General features: G+C 53.3%; 17 protein-coding genes. 5 read left to right on the top strand and 12 right to left on the bottom strand.

The features are described 5' to 3' along the window. Positions 1-297 precede the first annotated feature (297 nt). Together malP and malQ are read left to right on the top strand one after the other, a co-directional pair. The gene (malP, locus tag N7268_RS04035) at positions 298-2,691 is read left to right on the top strand and encodes a maltodextrin phosphorylase (protein ID WP_260861857.1); all 2,394 of its coding nucleotides are present in this window, start codon (positions 298-300) and stop codon (positions 2,689-2,691) included. A 9-nt stretch (positions 2,692-2,700) separates the two neighbouring features. Beyond that, on the top strand, positions 2,701-4,788 hold the full coding sequence (gene malQ, locus N7268_RS04030; protein ID WP_260861856.1) for a 4-alpha-glucanotransferase: 2,088 nt from the start codon (positions 2,701-2,703) through the stop codon (positions 4,786-4,788). 95 nt (positions 4,789-4,883) lie between these two features. Here malQ and gntT read toward each other — a convergent pair whose 3' ends face one another. From gntT to gntX, 3 genes are all read right to left on the bottom strand, one after another. Beyond that, the gene (gene gntT / locus N7268_RS04025; protein WP_198907069.1) at positions 4,884-6,200 is read right to left on the bottom strand and encodes a gluconate transporter; all 1,317 of its coding nucleotides are present in this window, start codon (positions 6,198-6,200) and stop codon (positions 4,884-4,886) included. A 317-nt stretch (positions 6,201-6,517) separates the two neighbouring features. Continuing rightward, entirely contained in the window at positions 6,518-7,093 is a 576-nt protein-coding gene (gene nfuA, locus N7268_RS04020) for a Fe-S biogenesis protein NfuA (protein WP_198907070.1), read from the bottom strand. Between the two features lie 58 nt (positions 7,094-7,151). Beyond that, positions 7,152-7,835 (bottom strand): DNA utilization protein GntX, encoded by a 684-nt coding sequence (gene gntX, locus N7268_RS04015; protein ID WP_260861855.1) that lies wholly within the window; start codon positions 7,833-7,835, stop codon positions 7,152-7,154. Positions 7,836-7,872: 37 nt separating this feature from the next. Here gntX and bioH point away from each other — a divergent pair, with 37 nt between their 5' ends. Continuing rightward, on the top strand, positions 7,873-8,643 hold the full coding sequence (gene bioH, locus N7268_RS04010) for a pimeloyl-ACP methyl ester esterase BioH (protein WP_260861854.1): 771 nt from the start codon (positions 7,873-7,875) through the stop codon (positions 8,641-8,643). A 43-nt stretch (positions 8,644-8,686) separates the two neighbouring features. Here the strand turns inward: bioH and N7268_RS04005 are convergent, their stop codons facing one another. The 6 genes from N7268_RS04005 to greB all read right to left on the bottom strand — a co-directional run bounded on the left by N7268_RS04005 (position 8,687) and on the right by greB (position 16,047). Next, positions 8,687-9,649 (bottom strand): Rpn family recombination-promoting nuclease/putative transposase, encoded by a 963-nt coding sequence (locus tag N7268_RS04005; protein WP_260861853.1) that lies wholly within the window; start codon positions 9,647-9,649, stop codon positions 8,687-8,689. A gap of 209 nt (positions 9,650-9,858) precedes the next feature. Beyond that, a complete protein-coding gene (gene feoC / locus N7268_RS04000; protein WP_198907074.1) occupies positions 9,859-10,095 on the bottom strand; it encodes a [Fe-S]-dependent transcriptional repressor FeoC in 237 nt (78 codons plus the stop codon). Between the two features lie 11 nt (positions 10,096-10,106). Beyond that, positions 10,107-12,425 (bottom strand): Fe(2+) transporter permease subunit FeoB, encoded by a 2,319-nt coding sequence (gene feoB / locus N7268_RS03995; protein WP_260861852.1) that lies wholly within the window; start codon positions 12,423-12,425, stop codon positions 10,107-10,109. Positions 12,426-12,443: 18 nt separating this feature from the next. Next, a complete protein-coding gene (gene feoA, locus N7268_RS03990; RefSeq protein ID WP_162380549.1) occupies positions 12,444-12,671 on the bottom strand; it encodes a ferrous iron transporter A in 228 nt (75 codons plus the stop codon). A gap of 464 nt (positions 12,672-13,135) precedes the next feature. Then, entirely contained in the window at positions 13,136-15,472 is a 2,337-nt protein-coding gene (locus N7268_RS03985; protein ID WP_260861851.1) for a Tex family protein, read from the bottom strand. 101 nt (positions 15,473-15,573) lie between these two features. After that, positions 15,574-16,047 carry a transcription elongation factor GreB gene (gene greB / locus N7268_RS03980; RefSeq protein ID WP_005121627.1) on the bottom strand — a complete coding sequence of 158 codons (474 nt, stop codon included), beginning with the start codon at positions 16,045-16,047 and terminating at the stop codon, positions 15,574-15,576. Between the two features lie 227 nt (positions 16,048-16,274). Here greB and ompR point away from each other — a divergent pair, with 227 nt between their 5' ends. Continuing rightward, a complete protein-coding gene (ompR, locus tag N7268_RS03975; protein WP_001157751.1) occupies positions 16,275-16,994 on the top strand; it encodes a two-component system response regulator OmpR in 720 nt (239 codons plus the stop codon). Then, positions 16,991-18,343, top strand: a complete 1,353-nt coding sequence (envZ, locus tag N7268_RS03970) for a two-component system sensor histidine kinase EnvZ (RefSeq protein WP_198907078.1) — start codon at positions 16,991-16,993, stop codon at positions 18,341-18,343. The genes ompR and envZ overlap by 4 nt, the downstream gene beginning before the upstream one ends. Before the next feature lie 44 nt (positions 18,344-18,387). Here envZ and nadS read toward each other — a convergent pair whose 3' ends face one another. From nadS to pckA, 3 genes are all read right to left on the bottom strand, one after another. Continuing rightward, a complete protein-coding gene (gene nadS, locus N7268_RS03965) occupies positions 18,388-18,684 on the bottom strand; it encodes a NadS family protein (RefSeq protein WP_260861850.1) in 297 nt (98 codons plus the stop codon). Positions 18,685-18,736: 52 nt separating this feature from the next. Further along, a complete protein-coding gene (locus N7268_RS03960) occupies positions 18,737-19,054 on the bottom strand; it encodes a type II toxin-antitoxin system RelE/ParE family toxin (protein WP_198907080.1) in 318 nt (105 codons plus the stop codon). 126 nt (positions 19,055-19,180) lie between these two features. After that, positions 19,181-20,803: a phosphoenolpyruvate carboxykinase (ATP) gene (gene pckA, locus N7268_RS03955; protein ID WP_198907081.1), complete on the bottom strand. Its 1,623-nt coding sequence runs from the start codon at positions 20,801-20,803 to the stop codon at positions 19,181-19,183. Positions 20,804-20,938: the final 135 nt, after the last annotated feature.

The following is a 20,938-nucleotide window of genomic DNA, read 5'->3' as shown; positions in this document are numbered from 1 at the left end:
CGCTATATGTATTTCAGCATGGAAACTATTTCGTTATTTGCGTTTTTTTAGAAACGTTTTGTCCCTATTTTAAATTGCCCGGTTAATCCTTGTTCGCTAATGTGCATTTCAGGGATGTGTGTGGAGATTCTGCGCTTTTACGGGTAATTACACCGCCTTTGAGTGGTCGCGATCACATTTTTATGCTCATCCCCGCTCCTCCTCCCTCCCTAATCCTCGCCAGGATGAGGAAGGTCAACAACGAGCCTGGCAAACTAGCGATAACGTTGTTTTATTACCTAAGGACCTGGAACCCCTATGTCACAGCCTACCTTCAATAAAGATCACTTTCAGGCTGCCCTGACACGTCAGTGGCAGCGCTTCGGTTTACTGTCGGCTCACGAAATGACGTCGCGCCAGTGGTGGCAGGCCGTGAGTGGGGCGTTGGCTGAATTACTCAGTGCTCAGCCTGCGGTGAAACCGGCGAAAAACCAGCGTCATGTTAACTACATTTCGATGGAGTTTTTAATTGGTCGTCTGACGGGCAACAACCTGCTCAACCTGGGCTGGTATCAGGGCGTGAGCGATGAGCTGAAAGCGCATGACATCAACCTGACCGACCTGCTGGAAGAAGAAATCGATCCGGCATTGGGTAACGGTGGTCTGGGACGTCTGGCGGCGTGTTTCCTCGACTCCATGGCGACAGTCGGTCAGTCCGCGACGGGCTATGGCCTGAATTATCAGTACGGCCTGTTCCGCCAGTCTTTTGCCGATGGGCAGCAGATGGAAGCGCCGGATGACTGGCATCGTGGAAGCTATCCGTGGTTCCGCCATAACGAGGCACTGGATGTGCAGGTCGGTATTGGCGGTAAGGTCAGCAAAGAGGGGGGCTGGGAGCCTGGCTTCACTATCACCGGCCAGGCATGGGATCTGCCGGTACTCGGCTACCGTAACGGCGTGGCGCAGCCGCTGCGTCTGTGGCAGGCCAGCCACGCACATCCTTTTAACCTGACCAAATTTAACGACGGTGATTTCCTGCGTGCGGAGCAACAGGGTATCGATGCTGAAAAACTGACGAAAGTGCTGTACCCGAATGACAACCATACGGCGGGTAAAAAGCTGCGTCTGATGCAGCAGTACTTCCAGTGCGCCTGTTCCGTTGCCGATATTCTGCGCCGTCACCATCTGGCGGGGCGTAAGCTGCATGAACTGGCTGATTACGAAGTGATTCAGTTGAACGATACCCATCCGACTATCGCTATTCCTGAACTGCTGCGCGTATTGATTGATGAGCACCAGATGAGCTGGGATGACGCATGGGCAATCACCAGCAAGACCTTCGCCTATACCAACCACACGTTAATGCCAGAAGCGCTGGAGTGCTGGGATGAGAAACTGGTAAAAGCGTTGCTGCCGCGTCATATGCAAATCATCAAAGAGATTAATGACCGCTTTAAGACGCTGGTCGATAAAACCTGGCCGGGTGATGCTGAAGTCTGGGCGAAGCTGGCGGTTGTACACAATAAACAAGTGCGTATGGCCAACCTGTGCGTGGTCAGCGGCTTTGCGGTTAACGGTGTGGCGGCGCTGCACTCTGACCTGGTGGTAAAAGATCTGTTCCCGGAATATCACCAGCTGTGGCCAAACAAATTCCATAACGTGACCAACGGGATTACGCCGCGTCGCTGGATCAAACAGTGCAACCCGGCACTGGCGGCTCTGTTGGATAAATCGCTGAAAAAAGAGTGGGCTAACGACCTCGATCAGCTGATTAATCTGGAGAAATACGCTGATGACGCGACGTTCCGCCAGCAGTACCGCGATATCAAGCTGGCGAACAAACAACGGCTGGTGACGTTTATTAAAGCGCGTACCGGGATTGAGATTACGACCAACGCCATCTTTGATATTCAGATCAAACGCCTGCATGAGTACAAGCGTCAGCACCTGAATCTGCTGCATATTCTGGCGCTCTATAAAGAGATTCGTGAAAATCCACAGGCAGATCGCGTACCGCGCGTATTCCTGTTTGGCGCGAAGGCGGCTCCGGGTTACTACCTGGCGAAAAACATCATCTTCGCCATTAACAAAGTGGCGGAAACCATCAACAACGACCCGAAAGTCGGCGACAAGCTGAAAGTCGTCTTCCTGCCGGATTACTGTGTCTCGGCGGCGGAAATGCTGATCCCGGCGGCGGATATCTCTGAGCAGATCTCGACGGCAGGGAAAGAGGCTTCCGGCACCGGTAACATGAAACTGGCGCTAAACGGGGCGTTAACGGTCGGTACGCTGGACGGTGCGAATGTCGAGATTGCTGAGAAGGTTGGCGACGAAAATATCTTTATCTTTGGCCACACGGTGGAAGAGGTCAAAGCCCTGAAAGCGAAAGGCTACGATCCGGTGAAATGGCGTAAGAAAGACAAAGTGTTGGATGCGGTGCTGAAAGAGCTGGAAAGCGGGAAATACAGCGATGGCGATAAGCACGCTTTTGACCAGATGCTGCACAGCATCGGTAAGCAGGGCGGCGACCCGTATCTGGTGATGGCCGACTTCTCGGCTTACGTTGAGGCGCAGAAGCAGGTTGACGTTTTGTACCGTGACCAGGAAGCCTGGACCCGGGCCGCCATTCTGAATACCGCGCGTTGCGGTATGTTCAGCTCGGATCGCTCTATCCGCGATTATCAGGCTCGTATCTGGCAGGCGAAACGCTAAGGACCCGTGATGGAAAGCAAACGTCTGGATAATGCCGCGCTGGCGGCGGGGATTAGCCCCAATTACATCAATGCCCACGGTAAACCGCAGTCTATTGGCGCCGAAACCAAGCGGCGTTTGCTTGACGCCATGCATCGTACAACCGCCGCCACGAAAGTGGCGGTGACACCGGTACCGAATGTGATGGTGTATACCGCGGGCAAAAAAATGCCGCTGGCGGTTGAAGGGAGCGGTGAGTTTAGTTGGCTGCTCACGACCGAAGAGGGTGCACAGCACAAAGGACATGCCATCGGCGGTCAATCTTTTCACCTTCCGGCGAAGCTGCCGGAGGGGTACCACACGCTGACCCTGACGCAGGGAGAGTTACGCACGCATTGTCGTATTATCGTTGCGCCTAAACGCTGCTATGAGCCGCCGGCATTGCTCGCCGGGCAAAAGTTGTGGGGTGCATGTGTGCAGCTATATACCCTGCGTTCAGAAAAGAACTGGGGGATCGGCGACTTTGGCGACCTGCGTTCTATGCTGGCGGACGTGGCGAAGCGCGGTGGGGCGTTTATTGGCCTTAACCCGATTCATGCGCTCTATCCGGCGAACCCGGAGAGCGCCAGTCCGTATAGCCCTTCTTCGCGCCGCTGGCTGAACGTCATTTATATTGATGTGAATGCGGTAGACGACTTTCACCTGAGCAAAGCGGCGCAGGAGTGGTGGCAAATGCCTGCGACGCAACAAATCCTGCAACGCGCTCGGGATGCCGAGTGGGTGGATTACTCTACGGTGACCGCCCTGAAGATGACGGCGCTGCGCATGGCATGGAAAGGCTTTTCGTCTCGTGATGATGAGCAGATGGCGGCGTTCCGTCGTTTTGTGGTTCAGGAGGGCGAAAGTCTGTACTGGCAGGCGGCGTTTGACGCGTTGCATGCCCATCAGGTGAAAGAAGATGAAATGCGCTGGGGCTGGCCGGTATGGCCGGATGCCTTCCAGTCGGTGGACTCGCCGGAAGTTAAACAGTTCTGCGAGAAGCACAGCGATGAAGTGGATTTCTATCTCTGGTTGCAGTGGCTGGCATATACCCAGTTTGCTGCCTGCTGGGAAACCAGCCAGGGCTTTGATATGCCGATCGGTCTGTATCGCGATCTGGCGGTCGGGGTCGCCGAAGGCGGAGCGGAAACCTGGTGTGATCGTGAGTTGTACTGCCTGAAAGCGTCCGTGGGTGCGCCACCGGATATTCTTGGGCCGCTCGGTCAAAACTGGGGGCTGCCGCCGATGGACCCGCATATCATTACCGCACGCGCCTACGAGCCGTTTATTGAATTGTTGCGCGCGAACATGCAGAACTGCGGTGCGCTGCGTATCGACCATGTGATGTCGATGCTGCGTCTGTGGTGGATCCCTTATGGCGAGACTGCCGATCACGGCGCTTATGTGCATTACCCGGTAGACGATCTGCTCGCGATTCTGGCGCTGGAAAGTCAACGCCACCACTGCATGGTGATCGGTGAGGATCTGGGGACGGTTCCGGTGGAGATTGTTGGCAAGCTGCGTGACAGCGGTGTGTATTCGTACAAAGTGCTCTATTTTGAGAATGACCATGAGAAGAATTTCCGTGCGCCGAAAGCGTACCCGGAACAATCCATGGCCGTTGCGGCAACCCATGATCTTCCCACGCTGAAAGGCTACTGGGACAGCGGCGACCTGACGCTGGGAAAAACATTGGGTCTTTACCCGGATGACGTCGTGTTGCGCGGGTTGTACCTGGACCGGGAACAGGCAAAGCAGGGCTTGCTGGACGCACTGCACAAATACGGTTGCTTACCAAAACGCGCCGGACATAAGGCGTCGTTGATGTCGATGACGCCGATCCTCAATCGTGGGATGCAGCGCTACATTGCTGACAGCAACAGTGCGTTGTTGGGGCTGCAACCGGAAGACTGGTTAGATATGGCGGAGCCGGTCAACATTCCGGGTACCAGTTATCAGTACAAGAACTGGCGGCGCAAGTTGTCCACGACGCTTGAGAAGATGTTTGCCGATGAAAGGGTGAACAAGCTGATTAAGGATTTGGATAAACGGCGCAAAGCTGCCGCGAAGAAGAAGTAAAAAAAGAAGTAAAAAAGAACCCGCCATCTGGCGGGTTCTTTATGTTCATGCAGTACGGGTAGCGCATTGACGTTGCCACCCGGCACTGAGGTTTATCAGACCACCATTCCCAGCAGCAGACAGCCAACCAGACCGCAGACAGAGATAATGGTTTCCAGCATTGACCAGGACTTGATCGTTTCACCGATAGTCAGGTTGAAATATTCTTTGAACAGCCAGAAGCCAGGATCGTTTACGTGGGAGAAAATCACGCTACCGGAACCGACCGCAATAACCATCAGCTCAGGGCTAACGCCGGTTGTTGCAATCAGCGGCGCCACAATCCCACCTGCAGTGATGGCGGCTACGGTGGCAGAACCCAACGCGATACGCAGTACTGCGGCAATGGACCATGCCATCAGCAGCGGAGAAATGTTGGTTTCATGCATCATTGAAGCGATGTATTTGTCTACGCCGCTATCTACCAGTACCTGCTTGAACGCACCGCCACCGCCGATAATCAGCAGCATCATTGCGATGATTTTGATGGAGGACACCAGCGTCTCATTAATCTGATCCATCGAACGTCCACGGTTCAGACCAAAGGTGAACATCGCAATCAGAACCGCAATCAGCGTTGCCATTACTGGATCGCCGAGGAATTCTGCGACCTGCAGGAAGGCGTGGCCTTTTGGCAGGAGCATTTCCGCTACGGCGCGCATTGCCATCAGAATCACCGGAACCAGAGAGGTCCAGACGCTGACGCCAAAGCCAGGCATTTCTTCTTCAGTGAAGGTTTTTGCGCTGTACAGACCTTCCGGGATCGGCTTATCGATACCTTTCAGGAAACGTGCATAAACCGGACCCGCGAGAATAACGGTTGGGATAGCCAGAATCGTACCAAACAGCAGCGTTTTACCCATATCTGCATGGAAGATGGTCGCGATAGCTGTCGGACCCGGGTGCGGCGGTAAGAAACCGTGGGTAACAGACAGCGCAGCGGCCATGGGTACACCGACGTACAGCAGCGGGATATTCGCGGCAGCGGCAATGGTGAAGACCAGCGGCAGCATCAGGACGAAGCCGACTTCATAGAACAGTGCAAAACCCACGGTGAAGCCGGTGAGTACCACCGCCCACTGAATGTGTTTTTTACCGAATTTAGCAATGAGCGTGGTCGCAATGCGTTGCGCACCACCGCAGTCTGCCAACATTTTGCCCAACATGGCGCCAAAACCCATAATCAGGGCGAGGCTGCCAAGGGTTCCGCCGACGCCGGCTTTAATTGAACCGATGACCTTGCCCAGAGGCATCCCTTGCATCAATCCGACAGCAAGCGCCACCAGGACGAGAGCGATGAAGCCGTTCATTTTGAAACGGATCATCAGGAGGAGTAACAAGATTACACCGATAGCAACGATGACTAATGGCATGATTTACCTGGCCTTAACTTTGTTATGGGTAACGTCAGTGTTTAGATGACAAATTACGCTTGTCCCGACCGGGAACAGAGTGTTTGCAGCACCAATGCTGATTGCCTTCCAAACTAATCAGTTTAGCTGGCTGTTATGGGGTGATTTGGTGCCCATACGAATGATACGGGTAACATGTGGTGATTGAGAATCACCTGGGACAGCAAAATTTAAAATATGAGAACCAGGTCAAATTCCAGGGGGATTGATGCAGGAGGGCAGGCAGAAAAATCAGGCCCGGTAAGCGTTATTGCCACCGGGCAAATACAGACGGGAACTTAGTAGTAAGAGTGCTCGCCGCGTTGGTGTTCGGTTAAATCGCGAACGCCTTTCAGTTCAGGGAATTCACCCAGCAGCTGTTTCTCAATGCCTTCTTTCAGTGTGACATCCACCATTGAACAGCCGTTGCAGCCGCCGCCAAATTGCAGAATGGCGTAGCCTTCTTCGGTGATTTCCATCAGAGAGACACGACCACCGTGGCCAGCCAACTGAGGGTTAATCTGTGATTGCAGCATGTATTCCACACGCTCCATGAGCGGTGCATCGTCAGCCACTTTACGCATTTTGGCGTTCGGTGCTTTCAGGGTCAGCTGGGAGCCTAACTGGTCGGTGACGAAATCGATTTCTGCGTCTTCGAGATACGGTGCGCTCAGTTCATCAACATACGCGGTCAGCAGGTCAAATTTAATGGCGGTGTCGGTTGCTTCCACGGCGTCCGGCGGACAATAAGAAACGCCGCATTCAGCGTTAGGCGTGCCGGGATTGATCACAAATACGCGGATTTGTGTCCCTTCTTCCTGATTTGCCAGCAGTTTGGCAAAGTGCGCTTGTGCAGCATCGGAAATATGGATCATAGTAATGGCCTAATAGTTGACTATTTTACTTGGTTATAATACGCCCATCATCGAGGCTCTACAAGGTTCGACACAGGCACCATACCTGGACAGTCGCCGCGCCGTTGCGTAAAAGCAGCTGCGCGATTTCCGCGACGGTACTTCCGGTAGTGACGACATCATCCACAATAACCATATGGAGTCCCTGTACGGGCAATTCAAGGCGAAAGGCGTTTTTCAGGTTTCGTTTGCGTAATCGGGCGCTGAGATGATGCTGTGTAGCGGTAGCCCGAATCCGCGTGACTGCCTGTTTGTCCCAGTCACACGCCAGCCAGTGAGCTAATGGGCGGCACAGCAAATCGCTTTGATTAAATCCTCTGCGCCAGTGCCGTCTCTGCCAGAGTGGGACGCTGACGAGCCTGTCTGGTTGAGGGAGAGGATGCGTTTGCCGAGCCTGGAGCACCTCCAGCAACAAGAGACGTGAGAGGGCGGCGGCAATTTCGCTGCGGCGGGAAAACTTCAGTTGGTGGATAAGTCCACTCAGCGGAGGAGCATAGTCGCTGACAGTAATCAGTCGTTGCCAAGGCGGCGGCTTTTGCAGACATCGACCGCAGGGAAGGGCTGTGTGAGCCGCAGGGAGCCCGCATTGTGGACACAGATTGACATGGCGTCGCGTTGCGCGTGTACAGACGGAACAAATTCCCCAATGCCCTAGCATTAGCGGCATTCGGCATAGCCAGCACAATCCCGGTACTGTTAGCATAGAACTCTCCTTCATGGGCAAAAGAGAACAGTAACGGATGAATGATATTTGGTGGCAGACCCGTGGTGCGGGAAATTGTCATCTTGTGCTGCTGCACGGATGGGGACTGAATGCGGAAGTATGGCATTGCATAAGTGAGGAACTTAGCTCGCATTTTACGTTACATCTAGTCGATCTGCCTGGATTTGGTCGTAGTCAGTGGTTTGGCGCCATGCCGCTTGAGGAAATGGCGGAGCGTGTTTTACAACAGGCGCCGGAGAAAGCGATCTGGTTGGGCTGGAGTCTGGGCGGGCTGGTGGCGAGTCAGGTGGCATTAACCCATCCTGCACGAGTACAGGCGCTGGTGACGGTGGCATCTTCGCCATGCTTTAGCGCGCGTGACGAGTGGCCGGGGATTAAGCCGGACGTTCTGGCAGGATTTCAGCAACAGCTTAGCGAAGACTTCCAGCGCACCGTAGAGCGTTTTCTGGCGTTGCAAACCATGGGCACGGAAACCGCGCGTCAGGATGCGCGTGCGTTGAAGAAAACGGTACTGGCATTACCGATGCCGGAGGTTGCGGTGCTGAATGGCGGGCTGGAGATCCTGAAAACGGTTGATTTGCGTGAGCCGCTCTGCGCATTAACGATGCCTTTCCTGCGTTTGTACGGATATCTCGACGGACTGGTTCCGCGCAAAGTGGTACCGCTGCTGGATGCCTTGTGGCCGCAGAGCGAATCGTTGGTATTTGCTAAAGCCGCACATGCGCCGTTTATCTCGCATCCAGCGGAGTTCTGCCAGGCGCTGGTGGCGTTGAAGCAACAGTTATAGCGCCGTGACTTGCCCGGTGGCACGAAGCATACCGGGCCAGACATTAATGCCTTTTTGCCATCAGCTCTTCAGCGGAAAGCCCCGTGACTCTGAGAATGGTCAGTCTGTCGATACCGTCAGCCAGCATGGTTGCGGCAATGCGTAGCGCTTCTTCCCGTTTACCTTGTTGCAAGCCCTCCTGTATCCCTTGCCGTAGACCTTTCTGCAACCCTTTCTTTAACCCCTCCTGTAGCCCATTCATATGCCCTTCCTGACGTAATCTTTCAGCGATAGTCATCAGTCTCTCCTTGTGTTGAGGTAAGCGTCTGGCCACTTCATGCATAAACGCTCTGAAACGCGCGGTGTCGCCAGCCTGAATCATGTAATTAAACAGAGCTTTCAACTGGTTGTCATTAGCGTCTCCCTTAACAAGCAGGACGGCCAGTTTCTCCACCAAACCCATCAGATCGCGTTTCCGGATATGTTTTTGGATCAGTTCCAACAATGCTATACGGCGATGTTGCATGATTTCGTCATCAGGCATAACCGTGATATCTACCAGTGGAAAGGCGGTGGCATAAAGTTGTCTGGCTGCTTCCGGGTCGTCAAACTTGTCCAGCCAGCACAAGGAATAGGGATAGGGGCTGGCGGTACCGTGATAAAAAAGCAGGGGTATCACCAGCGGCAATTTCTTATGGCCTGCATCAAGATGTCGCTGCATGACTGCAATGGCATAACGCATCAGACGAAACGCCATATGCGCATCTGCGGTGCTCTGATGTTCGATAACGGTGTAAATGTAGCCATCGCCTTCGCGGGTTTTCAGCGACCACAACACATCGGAATAGTGCGCACGCAAATCGTCTTCAATAAAACTGCCTGATCCCAGTTTCAGTGTCTTCAGGTCACACAGAATACGTAAAGCATCCGGAAGATGGAGTTGCAAAAAATCTTGCGCGGTAGCCGGATGGCTCAGAAATGTTTTGAAAATTGCGTCATGTGGTGTTGCTGTGGCGTCAGTATTCATGGCGATCCGTCACCTGAAGAACAAGATGACGAGACTTTACTTGCAAGGGAAAGGGGAAGCATCCCCGTATTGTGAACAATGCGTAGCGGACCGGAGGATAAATCTGTTTTGCTGAAACCGCGCCTTTCTTGTGGAACCGACTACGCAAAACGACGGATGGTCAGGGTGGTGGCCGGATAAGCACAACGTCATCCGGCCAGTCACGAGAATTAGCGTAAAGCCCACCACTCGCGCAGACAGGCTTTACCTTCGGGGCAGCTTTTGCAGCTGCCAGAAAGACACCCGTCGGCGTCTTCCTGAATACGCACGGCTTTACCCATCTTCTCTAGCTGACATAGCATGGCGTCGATCATCGGCTGCGGGGTCTGCAGCGTATGGCTGATTTGCGTCGCCTCCATACGCCCCCGCAGAGCCAGTAAATCACGAACCTGTATAAGCGATGCCATCTCTCATCACCCTAGTGGCAATCGCCAGTGGTGCTGGCGCAGCAGGAGCCTGGCGTTTTATTGGTCGCCAGCAGTTCGATATCCACGCGGCTACGGGCGCGGCGTAGCAGACCCAGTACCACGATGTTAAACAGAATGACGGCTAAAATGCAGACCAGACTGTAGGTCGGGTGCGCTTTGTAGCTGACTGCCTGATAAAACAGCGTTGACAGCGAGTAAGCGATGTTCAGGCCCCACAGAATGGAGAAGCCCATCCAGCCACGGCTCGATTCACGCGCGATGGCGCCCATGACCGAAATGCACGGGACATACAGCAGAACGAAAATCAGGTAGCTGTACGCAGCGGCGGCGCTGCCAAATTTCTCGCCCATCACGCCCATTGCGCCCGTTGCCATCTCACCGTCACCTTTGCTGGCTTCGATAGGGTTGGCCAGAACGCTGAGGCTGAAGGTGTCTTTCAGGCTTTGCCAGGTTTCATCCACAGCGCTTGCCAGTTCGTCACCGAGATGGAAATCTGCCGGGTTGAACTCTTCTTCCTGAATATTTTCCGCGGTATAGAGGGTATTCAGCGTACCGACAACCACTTCTTTTGCCATCGCACCCGTGAACAGACCCACGGTTGCCTGCCAGTTATCTTCGTGTACACCAATCGGTTTGAAGACTGGGGTGATAACGCGGCTGACGGAGGCCAGCGCAGAATCGTTGATGTTATCGACGATTTTCCCACTGAGTGAGAAACTGTTAAACGCGCTGAGGAAAATGCTGACGATGATAATGACTTTACCGGCGCGCATGACAAAACCTTTCAGGCGTTGCCAGGTCTGAATAATCAGGCTTTTAATGTGTGGAACGTGGTAGACCGGCAGCTCCATCACAAACGGTGTTGCTTCACCACGCATGATGGTGTGTTTGAGCATCAGACCGGTGAGGACAGCCATCACGATACCCAGCACATACAGCGAGAAGACCGCCAGCGCGCCGTTCTGCCCAAAGAATGCGGCGGCGAATACGGCAAAGATCGCCAGACGTGCGCCGCAGGACATAAACGGCGCCATCATGATGGTCATCAGGCGTTCACGCGGGGCGTCCAGCGTACGGGCACCCATCACCGAAGGTACGTTACAGCCGAAGCCGACAATCAGCGGTACAAACGATTTACCCGGTAACCCCAGCGCCTGCATCAGACGGTCCATTACAAAGGCTGCACGCGCCATATAGCCGGAGTCTTCGAGGAAGGAGAGGAACAGATACATCATACCGATCTGCGGAACCAGCGGCAGCACGGTGTTGATCCCGCCGCCAAGACCCTGCGCCAGGAAGATGGTTAACCAGTCCGGGAAGTGCAGCGTATAACCAATCCACTGAATACCATGAATAAAGAGTGCCACGGAGCCGACATCAAATAACGGCTGCAGTGCGCCGCCAATGTTGATGGCAAGCAGGAACATCAGGTACATCACGAACAGGAAAATCGGCAGACCGAGGAAACGGTTAAGGACGATTTTATCGACCGCAGTGGTAAAGCGGCTGGGCTCTGCGGTCAGCGTGTTGCTCACGGTGTCGCAAATCGCGGCGATACACTGGTAACGCGCATCGGCAATATGCAGCGCCGGGTCGTCCATTGTTTCATTCAGGCGCGCAATCGCGCCATCCAGATTTTGCGCCGCCTCACCTGCATAGGCACGACTGTAGATATCACCTTCCAGCATTTGCAGGCCAAGCCAGCGGCGCTGTTGCAGCGGCATCTCTTTCGCCATCGCTTCGGCGAGTGACTCAGCCTCACGCAGCAGCGGCTGGGCATAATGAACCAGCTCGACGGTGTCGTTTTCTTTATAGCGATCGATAGCCAGCTTCAGCGCTTCGATCCCGCGACCGCGGGTAGAGACCAGCGGAACCACCGGGCAGCCAAGGCGAGCGGAAAGGGCGTCGATATCAATGCGAACTTGCTGCTTCTCAGCAATGTCCAGCATGTTTAGGGCGACGATGCACGGAATACCCAGTTCGAGCAGTTGCAGCGTCAGGTAGAGATTACGTTCAAGGTTTGAGGCATCGACAACGTTGATAAGCAGGTCGGCGTCGCCACTCAAAATATAGTGGCAGGCAATCTGCTCATCGAGTGAGGTCTGCGATGAGATAGTTGTCAGTGAATAGGTGCCAGGTAAATCCACCAGCGTGACCTGATGGTCCGTCGTCGCAAAGTGACCTTCTTTACGCTCCACGGTGACGCCAGCCCAGTTGCCCACACGCTGGCGCGCACCGGTAAGCTGATTGAATAAGGTTGTCTTGCCGGAATTAGGATTACCAATTAAACCAATGGTTAGTTTTTTCATTTTTATAGACTCACTGTATTAACAGGAAACCGCTTCCACTTCTAATAACGCCAGATCCTTTTTACGCAATACCAGACTTACGCGGCGTGTTTCAATGTGGATGGGATCGCCCAACGGTGCGACGCGCACTACATTGAATGAAGAGCCTGGCAACATGCCGAGCGACAAGAGTTTTTGACGGTACGCCGGACTGATTTCACGAGCAAAACCGGTAATTTTCCACGCAGTGTCTGGAGTGAATTGCATAGGGACCTACTTATATCTCGCTAACTGGATGATTTCCTCATGAAGAGACATGAGACCAGATGATTCGCCAACGAAGGAAAGAGTAAATAATCAACAAAACAATGATAATGAGAATGGTTTCTATCATCAATAGATTAAATGTGACGGAATGTAGGATTGGATAATAATTTAAGCCAATATTGATATGCCTCAACATTTATTCTGGTTTGCAGTGAATGTTTTAAGGCAGGAATTATTGACGTTCTTAATGTTTAATTAAGGTTTCACCTGTTAACGGTGTGAAAATTAATTGTGTTGTTGCTCGTTGTGCAATTAAATAACCGATTCAATTTTCTGCATTATTTAATTGTTAACTTTAAATGACGTTAACCCGTGTCGCCGGCTATATTGCGGAATGGCGAGAGGGATGCTTTTCCGGCCTACGGTCAAACATCGCCCCAGGCCGGAGAAAACACGATAGTGTGTTAGCGTTTTTTACCCATTGCCGCTGCCAGCGCATCCATCATGGCGCTGTTGCCAGCAGGTTGAGTATCACGCCCGCGTGGTTTTGCCGCTTTTGCTGCCGCCGGGCGGTTGCCCTGAGCGCGATCATTACCCCCACCGCTACGACGAGCATTGGTTTCATCCGGTTGCTCGTCCAGACGCATCGTCAGGGCGATACGTTTACGTGGCAGGTCCACTTCCAGCACTTTCACCTTCACAATGTCGCCTGCTTTCACCACCGTGTGGGGATCTTCGACGAATTTATTCGACAATGAAGAGATATGCACCAGACCGTCCTGGTGAACGCCGATATCAACAAACGCGCCGAAGTTGGTGACGTTGGTGACCGCGCCTTCCAGAATCATGCCTGGCAGCAGATCGTTCATGGTTTCCACGCCATCAGCGAACTGTGCGGTTTTGAACTCAGGACGTGGGTCACGGCCCGGTTTTTCCAGCTCTTTGATGATGTCGGTCACCGTTGGCACCCCGAAGCGCTCGTCGGTAAAATCGGACGCTTTCAGATTGCGCAGTTCATTGCTGTTGCCCATCAAGTCACGCAGCGACTGTTCGGTTGCCGCCAGAATACGTTCCACAATGGGATAGGCTTCCGGGTGAACGGTGGAAGCATCCAGCGGGTTATCGCCGTGGTTGATGCGCAGGAAGCCCGCACACTGTTCGAAGGCTTTGGGTCCCAGACGGCTGACTTTCAGTAATTGCTGACGGTTCTGGAACTGACCGTTCTCATCACGCCAGGCAACGATGTTTTGTGCCATCATGCGGGTCATGCCTGCAACGCGTGTCAACAGCGGCACGGAGGCGGTATTCAGGTCTACGCCGACGGCGTTTACGCAGTCTTCCACCACCGCATCCAGCTTACGGGCGAGCTGGGTCTGGCTGACATCGTGCTGATACTGGCCCACACCGATAGATTTTGGATCGATTTTCACCAGTTCAGCCAGCGGGTCCTGCAGACGGCGGGCGATCGACACCGCGCCACGCAGTGAAACGTCGAGATCCGGGAATTCCTGTGCCGCCAGTTCTGAAGCGGAGTACACCGATGCCCCGGCTTCGCTGACGATCACTTTTTGTGCGGTAACTTTCGGGAACTGTTTTTGCACATCCAGGAAGAAGCGCTCGGTCTCGCGGGACGCGGTACCGTTACCGATCGCGACCAGCTCAACGTTGTGTTTTTCACACAGAGCTGCAACGGCAACGGCGGCTTTGGCAGCCTGACCGGTGTGCGGATAGATGGTGTCAGTCGCAACCAGTTTACCGGTGCCATCGACAACCGCGACTTTAACACCGGTACGCAGACCGGGATCGAGACCCATTGTTGCGCGTAACCCTGCTGGAGCCGCCATCAACAGGTCGTGCAGGTTACGGGCAAAGACGTTAATCGCCTCATCTTCCGCACGCTCGCGTACGGTGCCCATCAGTTCGGTTTCGAGGTGCATCAGCACCTTGATGCGCCATGTCCAACTGACGACGCCTTTACGCCAGCTGTCCGCCGGTGCGTTATTCAGTCGCAGGCCAAGGTGATCCTGGATAATTTGCTCGCCGTGGCTCTCTTTGGGGGGCTCGTCAAACTGGGGATCGGCATTCAGCGAAAGCTGTAACACACCTTCGTTACGCCCGCGGAACATCGCCAGCGCACGGTGAGAGGGAACGGTGGAGAGCGGTTCGTGGTGATCGAAGTAATCGCGGAATTTCGCGCCTTCTTCTTCTTTCCCGCTCACCACGGTGGAGACCAGATGCGCGTTTTTCCACAGGTAGTCACGCACTTTTGCCAGCAGCGCGGCGTCTTCCGCAAAACGCTCCATCAGAATGTAGCGTGCGCCGTCGAGGGCGGCTTTGGTGTCTACCACGCCGTTTTCGGCATTCAGATATTTTGCGGCTTCCGTTTCCGGGTCGTGGGAAGGGGCGGACCACAGCAGGTCAGCCAACGGCTCAAGCCCCGCCTCAATGGCGATTTGCCCACGAGTACGGCGCTTCGGTTTGTACGGCAGATAGAGGTCTTCGAGCTCGGTCTTACTTAACGTGCCGTTGATTGCTTTCGCCAGTTCGTCGGTCAGTTTGCCTTGCTCGCCGATAGATTTGAGAATGGCCTGACGGCGGTCTTCCAGTTCGCGTAAATAACCCAGACGGTTTTCCAGATTACGCAGCTGCGTATCATCCAGACCGCCGGTGATTTCCTTACGATAACGTGCGATAAACGGCACGGTGTTCCCTTCGTCAAGCAGGCGAACGGCAGCTTCTACCTGTTCGGCGCGTGCCTGAATTTCACCCGCGATAATGCGGCAGAACGAATCATTCATCATGGATTTAGTTTCATCTATAGGATCAAAAATCAGGGGATAGTTATACGGATTGACACATCAAAATGCCAGCCGATACCCGATTCTCTCGGAATGTTCCAGGCTTATTTGACGTATTCAATCTCGTTAACATACCAGCTGGCTTCCCCGGCGGGGGTGTTGACCACGGCGAGATCACCGACCTCTTTTTTCAGTAGCGCACGCGCCATGGGAGAGTCGATAGAGATGTAATCTTTACGGCCGAAGATTTCATCGTAGCCAACAATGCGGAATTTGCGGATGTCGCCATCATCGTTTTCAATTTCGACCCATGCGCCAAAGAAGACTTTGCCCTCCTGCTGCGGGGAGTAATCGACAATTTTCAGATTCTCCATGCACTTGGTCAAATAACGGACGCGACGGTCAATCTCTCGCAGGCGCTTTTTATTATACTGGTAGTCAGCATTTTCGCTGCGGTCGCCCAGACTTGCGGCCCAGGTAACCTTTTTGGTGACTTCCGGGCGCTCTTCACGCCAGAGATAATTCAGCTCTTGTTTGAGTTTTTCATACCCTTCACGGGTTATCAGGGGCGTTTTCATCTTATTGTTTTACCTTCGACTCTGTGATGATGCGCACAATTAGTATTACGTGAGCATATCAACAGAATAAATAATGTATTGCGAGAAACATTGTATACTTAAGCTGCTGTTTAATATGCTTTGTAACAATTTAGCCTGGAATTCATACCAGAATTCGCTGGTGACTCACGTGAGCTTTCTTAAGAATACACACTTACAATTGTTGCGAACCTTTGGGAGTAATAACAATGCAAGAGAACTATAAGATTCTGGTGGTCGATGACGACATGCGCTTACGTGCGCTTCTGGAACGTTATTTGACTGAGCAGGGCTTCCAGGTTCGAAGCGTCGCAAACGCTGAGCAGATGGATCGTCTGCTGACCCGTGAATCCTTCCACCTTATGGTACTGGATTTAATGCTTCCGGGTGAAGATGGTCTGTCAATTTGCCGCCGTCTGCGCAGTCAAAGCAACCCGATGCCAATCATTATGGTCACGGCGAAGGGCGAAGAAGTTGACCGCATCGTCGGCCTGGAAATTGGTGCCGACGATTACATTCCGAAACCCTTTAACCCGCGTGAGCTGTTGGCGCGTATTCGCGCTGTGCTGCGTCGTCAGGCGAACGAACTGCCGGGTGCGCCTTCTCAGGAAGAAGCGGTCATTGCTTTCGGTAAGTTCAAGCTAAACCTGGGAACGCGCGAAATGTTCCGCGAAGACGAGCCGATGCCGCTCACCAGCGGTGAGTTTGCGGTGCTGAAAGCGCTGGTAAGCCATCCGCGTGAACCGTTGTCCCGCGATAAGCTGATGAACCTGGCGCGTGGTCGCGAGTATTCTGCGATGGAACGTTCCATTGATGTGCAGATTTCCCGTCTGCGCCGTATGGTGGAAGAAGATCCCGCGCATCCGCGTTACATTCAGACCGTATGGGGTCTGGGCTACGTCTTTGTCCCGGACGGTTCTAAAGCATGAGGCGAATGCGCTTCTCGCCACGAAGTTCATTTGCCCGCACGTTATTGCTCATCGTCACCTTGCTGTTCGCCAGCCTGGTGACGACTTATCTGGTGGTGCTGAACTTCGCGATTCTGCCGAGCCTCCAGCAGTTTAATAAGGTTCTGGCCTACGAAGTTCGTATGCTGATGACCGATAAACTGCAGCTGGAGGACGGTACGCAACTGGTGGTGCCTCCCGCATTCCGCCGGGAAATTTACCGTGAGCTGGGGATTTCTCTCTATTCCAACGAAGCCGCTGAAGAAGCCGGGCTGCGTTGGGCGCAACACTATGAATTCTTAAGCCATCAGATGGCGCAGCAACTGGGTGGTCCGACGGAAGTCCGCGTTGAGGTTAACAAAAGCTCGCCGGTTGTCTGGCTGAAAACCTGGTTGTCGCCCAATATCTGGGTGCGCGTACCGCTGACCGAAATCCATCAGGGCGATTTTTCACCGCTGTTCCGCTATACGCTGGCGATTATGTTGCTGGCCATCGGGGGCGCGTGGCTGTTTATCCGTATTCAGAACCGACCACTGGTTGATCTCGAACATGCGGCACTGCAGGTGGGGAAAGGCATTATTCCGCCGCCGCTGCGTGAGTACGGTGCTTCAGAAGTGCGTTCGGTAACCCGCGCTTTTAACCATATGGCGGCGGGCGTGAAGCAACTGGCCGATGACCGAACATTGTTGATGGCAGGCGTGAGCCATGATTTACGTACGCCGCTGACGCGCATCCGTCTGGCGACGGAGATGATGGGTGAAGAGGACGGTTATCTCGCAGAGTCCATTAATAAGGATATCGAAGAGTGTAACGCCATTATCGAGCAGTTCATCGACTATCTGCGTACCGGTCAGGAGATGCCGATGGAGATGGCGGATCTGAACGCGGTGTTAGGTGAAGTGGTCGCGGCGGAAAGCGGTTATGAGCGTGAAATTGATACTGCGCTCCAGCCCGGCGTCATTCAGGTTAAGATGCACCCACTGTCGATTAAACGTGCTGTCGCCAATATGGTGGTCAATGCCGCTCGCTACGGTAATGGATGGATTAAAGTCAGTAGCGGAACGGAACCACATCGTGCCTGGTTCCAGGTGGAAGACGACGGCCCGGGAATCAAACCGGAGCAGCGTAAACACTTGTTCCAACCGTTTGTGCGGGGTGACAGTGCCCGTAGTACCAGCGGTACCGGTTTAGGTCTGGCTATCGTGCAGCGTATTATTGATAACCATAACGGTATGCTGGAAATTGGGACCAGTGAGCGGGGCGGATTATCGATTCGCGCATGGCTACCGGTTCCGGTGACCCGCGTGCAGGGTACGACGAAAGACGCATAAGAAAGGGAGGCGAAATGCCTCCCTTTTTAATTGCAGCAACGCGATTAGATTGTTTTTAGCTGGTTGATAATAAAAGGATTAGATTGCAGCAGTAGCAGTAATTTCCGTGGAGCCCCAGTGGGCTGACGTCGTTTAGTTTCCCAGCTTTTTACCAGGTCATAACTCACGCCAACGGCAGCGGCAAAATCTTGTTGGCGTAATCCTGTTGCTTCGCGAATGGCTTTTACATCAATCTCGCTAAATGTATGCACACACTCCGGCGTAGGTGTTTCTTCACCCTTTTCGATACGTACCATTTCTTCTGCACTGGCCAGCAGATCGGCAAATAACTCGTCTTTCATTTTGACCTCAGCACACCGACTTACGGCGACTCTGATGGTAAACTTTTTGATGTTACACCAGCATATCGGATAACTGTTTCAGAACGCTTTTCTGCTCTTCAGTTAAATCATCCTGCTCATTTTTGGGATAAATCAACGCCAGATAAATACGGCCTTTGCGCGTCACGTTGTAATAAATTATTCGCACACCCCCACGCTTACCCATACCAGAACGGCCCCAGCGGATTTTTCTAAATCCTCCCGTGCCTGCAATAGTCGGTCCTGCTTCAGGATCGTCAATCAGCGCTTCCTGAAAAACACGAAACTCATCGTCGGGTAACAACGCGTGGCGCCTTTTACTGAATCCCTGTAGTTCGATAAATGTGAACATAGCGCTTCCTGCGCATGATTTTGTTAATGGTAATCATAGGTGTACCGTGTACATTTTTAAAGTCAATAAGCAATAAAAAGGCCCCTAATTCTGAAGAAGAAGGGGCCTGTAGATTGACGCAGTTGATTACAGTTTCGGACCTGCGTTGACTAACGCTGCCCCGGCAGGGGTGTCGGTGTATTTCTCGAAGTTCTCGATAAACAGTTTCGCCAGGGCGTTGGCTTTTTCTTGCCACTGCTCAGGTGAGGCGTAAGTATTACGCGGATCGAGAATGCGGGTATCCACGCCCGGCAGTTCGGTTGGGATCGCCAGGTCAAACATCGGCAGGTTGAACGTTTCGGCGTTATCCAGCGAACCGTTCAGAATGGCATCGATAATGGCGCGGGTATCTTTGATGGAGATACGTTTGCCGGTTCCGTTCCAGCCGGTATTCACCAGATAAGCCTGTGCGCCTGCGGCCTGCATACGTTTCACCAGCACTTCAGCGTACTGCGTCGGGTGCAGCGACAGGAATGCTGCGCCGAAGCAGGCAGAGAAGGTTGGAGTCGGTTCAGTCACGCCACGCTCGGTACCGGCCAGTTTGGCGGTAAAGCCAGAGAGGAAGTGGTACTGTGTTTGATCGGCTGTCAGACGAGAAACCGGCGGCAGAACGCCAAACGCATCAGCGGTCAGGAAGATCACTTTCGTGGCATGGCCCGCTTTTGACACCGGCTTCACGATATTGTCGATGTGATAAATCGGATAGGAAACACGGGTGTTCTCGGTTTTAGAACCGTCATCGAAATCGATAGAACCGTCTTCACGTACGGTGACGTTTTCCAGCAGCGCATCACGGCGGATCGCATTGTAGATTTCCGGCTCAGCTTCTTTAGACAGTTTGATGGTCTTCGCGTAGCAACCGCCTTCAAAGTTAAACACGCCATCGTCATCCCAACCGTGTTCGTCATCGCCAATCAGGCGGCGTTTCGGGTCAGTGGACAGGGTGGTTTTACCGGTGCCGGACAGGCCGAAGAAGACCGCCACATCACCTTTTTCACCGACGTTAGCGGAGCAGTGCATGGACGCAATGCCCTTCAGCGGCAGCAGGTAGTTCATGACGGAGAACATCCCTTTTTTCATCTCGCCGCCGTACCAGGTACCACCAATCAACTGAATGCGTTCAGTCAGGTTAAAGGCGACGAAGTTTTCGGAGTTCAGTCCCTGCTCTTTCCACTGCGGGTTAGTGCATTTTGCACCGTTCATTACGATGAAATCAGGTTTGAAATCAACCAGTTCTTCCTCGCTCGGACGAATGAACATGTTTTTGACGAAATGCGCCTGCCAGGCGACTTCAGTAATGAAACGCACAGAAAGACGGGTGTCTGCGTTAGCGCCGCAGAATGCATCAATGATAAACAGGCGTTTGCCGGAAAGCTGGTGGGTGACTAGCCCTTTCAGGTGTTGCCAGGTCTCCTGGGAGAGAGGTTTGTTGTCGTTCTTGCCTTTACCTTTGTCGGACCACCAGAGCGTGTCTCGCGTGGTGTCGTCACGGACAATGTACTTATCCTTTGGCGAACGTCCGGTAAAGATACCGGTATCAACAGCAACGGCGCCCAGGTTCGTCAACACACCACGCTCGTAACCTTCCAGGTTTGGATCAAGTTCTTCCTGGTAAAGCGTGTCGTAGTCTGGGTTGTAAACGATATCCTGAACGTCATTGATACCATAAGCCTTGAGATCTTGCGGGGTTAAACGGGTGTTCACGCGCATTTCACTGCTCCTTAGCCAATATGTATTACCTGGAATAGTAAGGTTTTTTAGGGATTGCTAACCGCGACAAGGCTCATAGATTTACGCATCCGGTAAAATCACGGGCGACCGAATGCGCTGCGACTCCTGTCACAA

The sequence above is a fragment of the Citrobacter sp. Marseille-Q6884 genome (assembly GCF_945906775.1).
Classification (GTDB): domain Bacteria; phylum Pseudomonadota; class Gammaproteobacteria; order Enterobacterales; family Enterobacteriaceae; genus Citrobacter.
This window is presented reverse-complemented; position numbering and strand designations above follow the sequence as displayed.

What these genes read in the sequence shown, in the direction of transcription:
- malP (WP_260861857.1), top strand. Translation starts at nt 298, where the DNA reads ATGTCACAGCCTACCTTCAATAAAGATCACTTTCAGGCTGCCCTGACA.
- malQ (WP_260861856.1), top strand. Translation starts at nt 2,701, where the DNA reads ATGGAAAGCAAACGTCTGGATAATGCCGCGCTGGCGGCGGGGATTAGC.
- gntT (WP_198907069.1), bottom strand. Translation starts at nt 6,200, where the DNA reads ATGCCATTAGTCATCGTTGCTATCGGTGTAATCTTGTTACTCCTCCTG.
- nfuA (WP_198907070.1), bottom strand. Translation starts at nt 7,093, where the DNA reads ATGATCCATATTTCCGATGCTGCACAAGCGCACTTTGCCAAACTGCTG.
- gntX (WP_260861855.1), bottom strand. Translation starts at nt 7,835, where the DNA reads ATGCTAACAGTACCGGGATTGTGCTGGCTATGCCGAATGCCGCTAATG.
- bioH (WP_260861854.1), top strand. Translation starts at nt 7,873, where the DNA reads ATGAATGATATTTGGTGGCAGACCCGTGGTGCGGGAAATTGTCATCTT.
- N7268_RS04005 (WP_260861853.1), bottom strand. Translation starts at nt 9,649, where the DNA reads ATGAATACTGACGCCACAGCAACACCACATGACGCAATTTTCAAAACA.
- feoC (WP_198907074.1), bottom strand. Translation starts at nt 10,095, where the DNA reads ATGGCATCGCTTATACAGGTTCGTGATTTACTGGCTCTGCGGGGGCGT.
- feoB (WP_260861852.1), bottom strand. Translation starts at nt 12,425, where the DNA reads ATGAAAAAACTAACCATTGGTTTAATTGGTAATCCTAATTCCGGCAAG.
- feoA (WP_162380549.1), bottom strand. Translation starts at nt 12,671, where the DNA reads ATGCAATTCACTCCAGACACTGCGTGGAAAATTACCGGTTTTGCTCGT.
- N7268_RS03985 (WP_260861851.1), bottom strand. Translation starts at nt 15,472, where the DNA reads ATGATGAATGATTCGTTCTGCCGCATTATCGCGGGTGAAATTCAGGCA.
- greB (WP_005121627.1), bottom strand. Translation starts at nt 16,047, where the DNA reads ATGAAAACGCCCCTGATAACCCGTGAAGGGTATGAAAAACTCAAACAA.
- ompR (WP_001157751.1), top strand. Translation starts at nt 16,275, where the DNA reads ATGCAAGAGAACTATAAGATTCTGGTGGTCGATGACGACATGCGCTTA.
- envZ (WP_198907078.1), top strand. Translation starts at nt 16,991, where the DNA reads ATGAGGCGAATGCGCTTCTCGCCACGAAGTTCATTTGCCCGCACGTTA.
- nadS (WP_260861850.1), bottom strand. Translation starts at nt 18,684, where the DNA reads ATGAAAGACGAGTTATTTGCCGATCTGCTGGCCAGTGCAGAAGAAATG.
- N7268_RS03960 (WP_198907080.1), bottom strand. Translation starts at nt 19,054, where the DNA reads ATGTTCACATTTATCGAACTACAGGGATTCAGTAAAAGGCGCCACGCG.
- pckA (WP_198907081.1), bottom strand. Translation starts at nt 20,803, where the DNA reads ATGCGCGTGAACACCCGTTTAACCCCGCAAGATCTCAAGGCTTATGGT.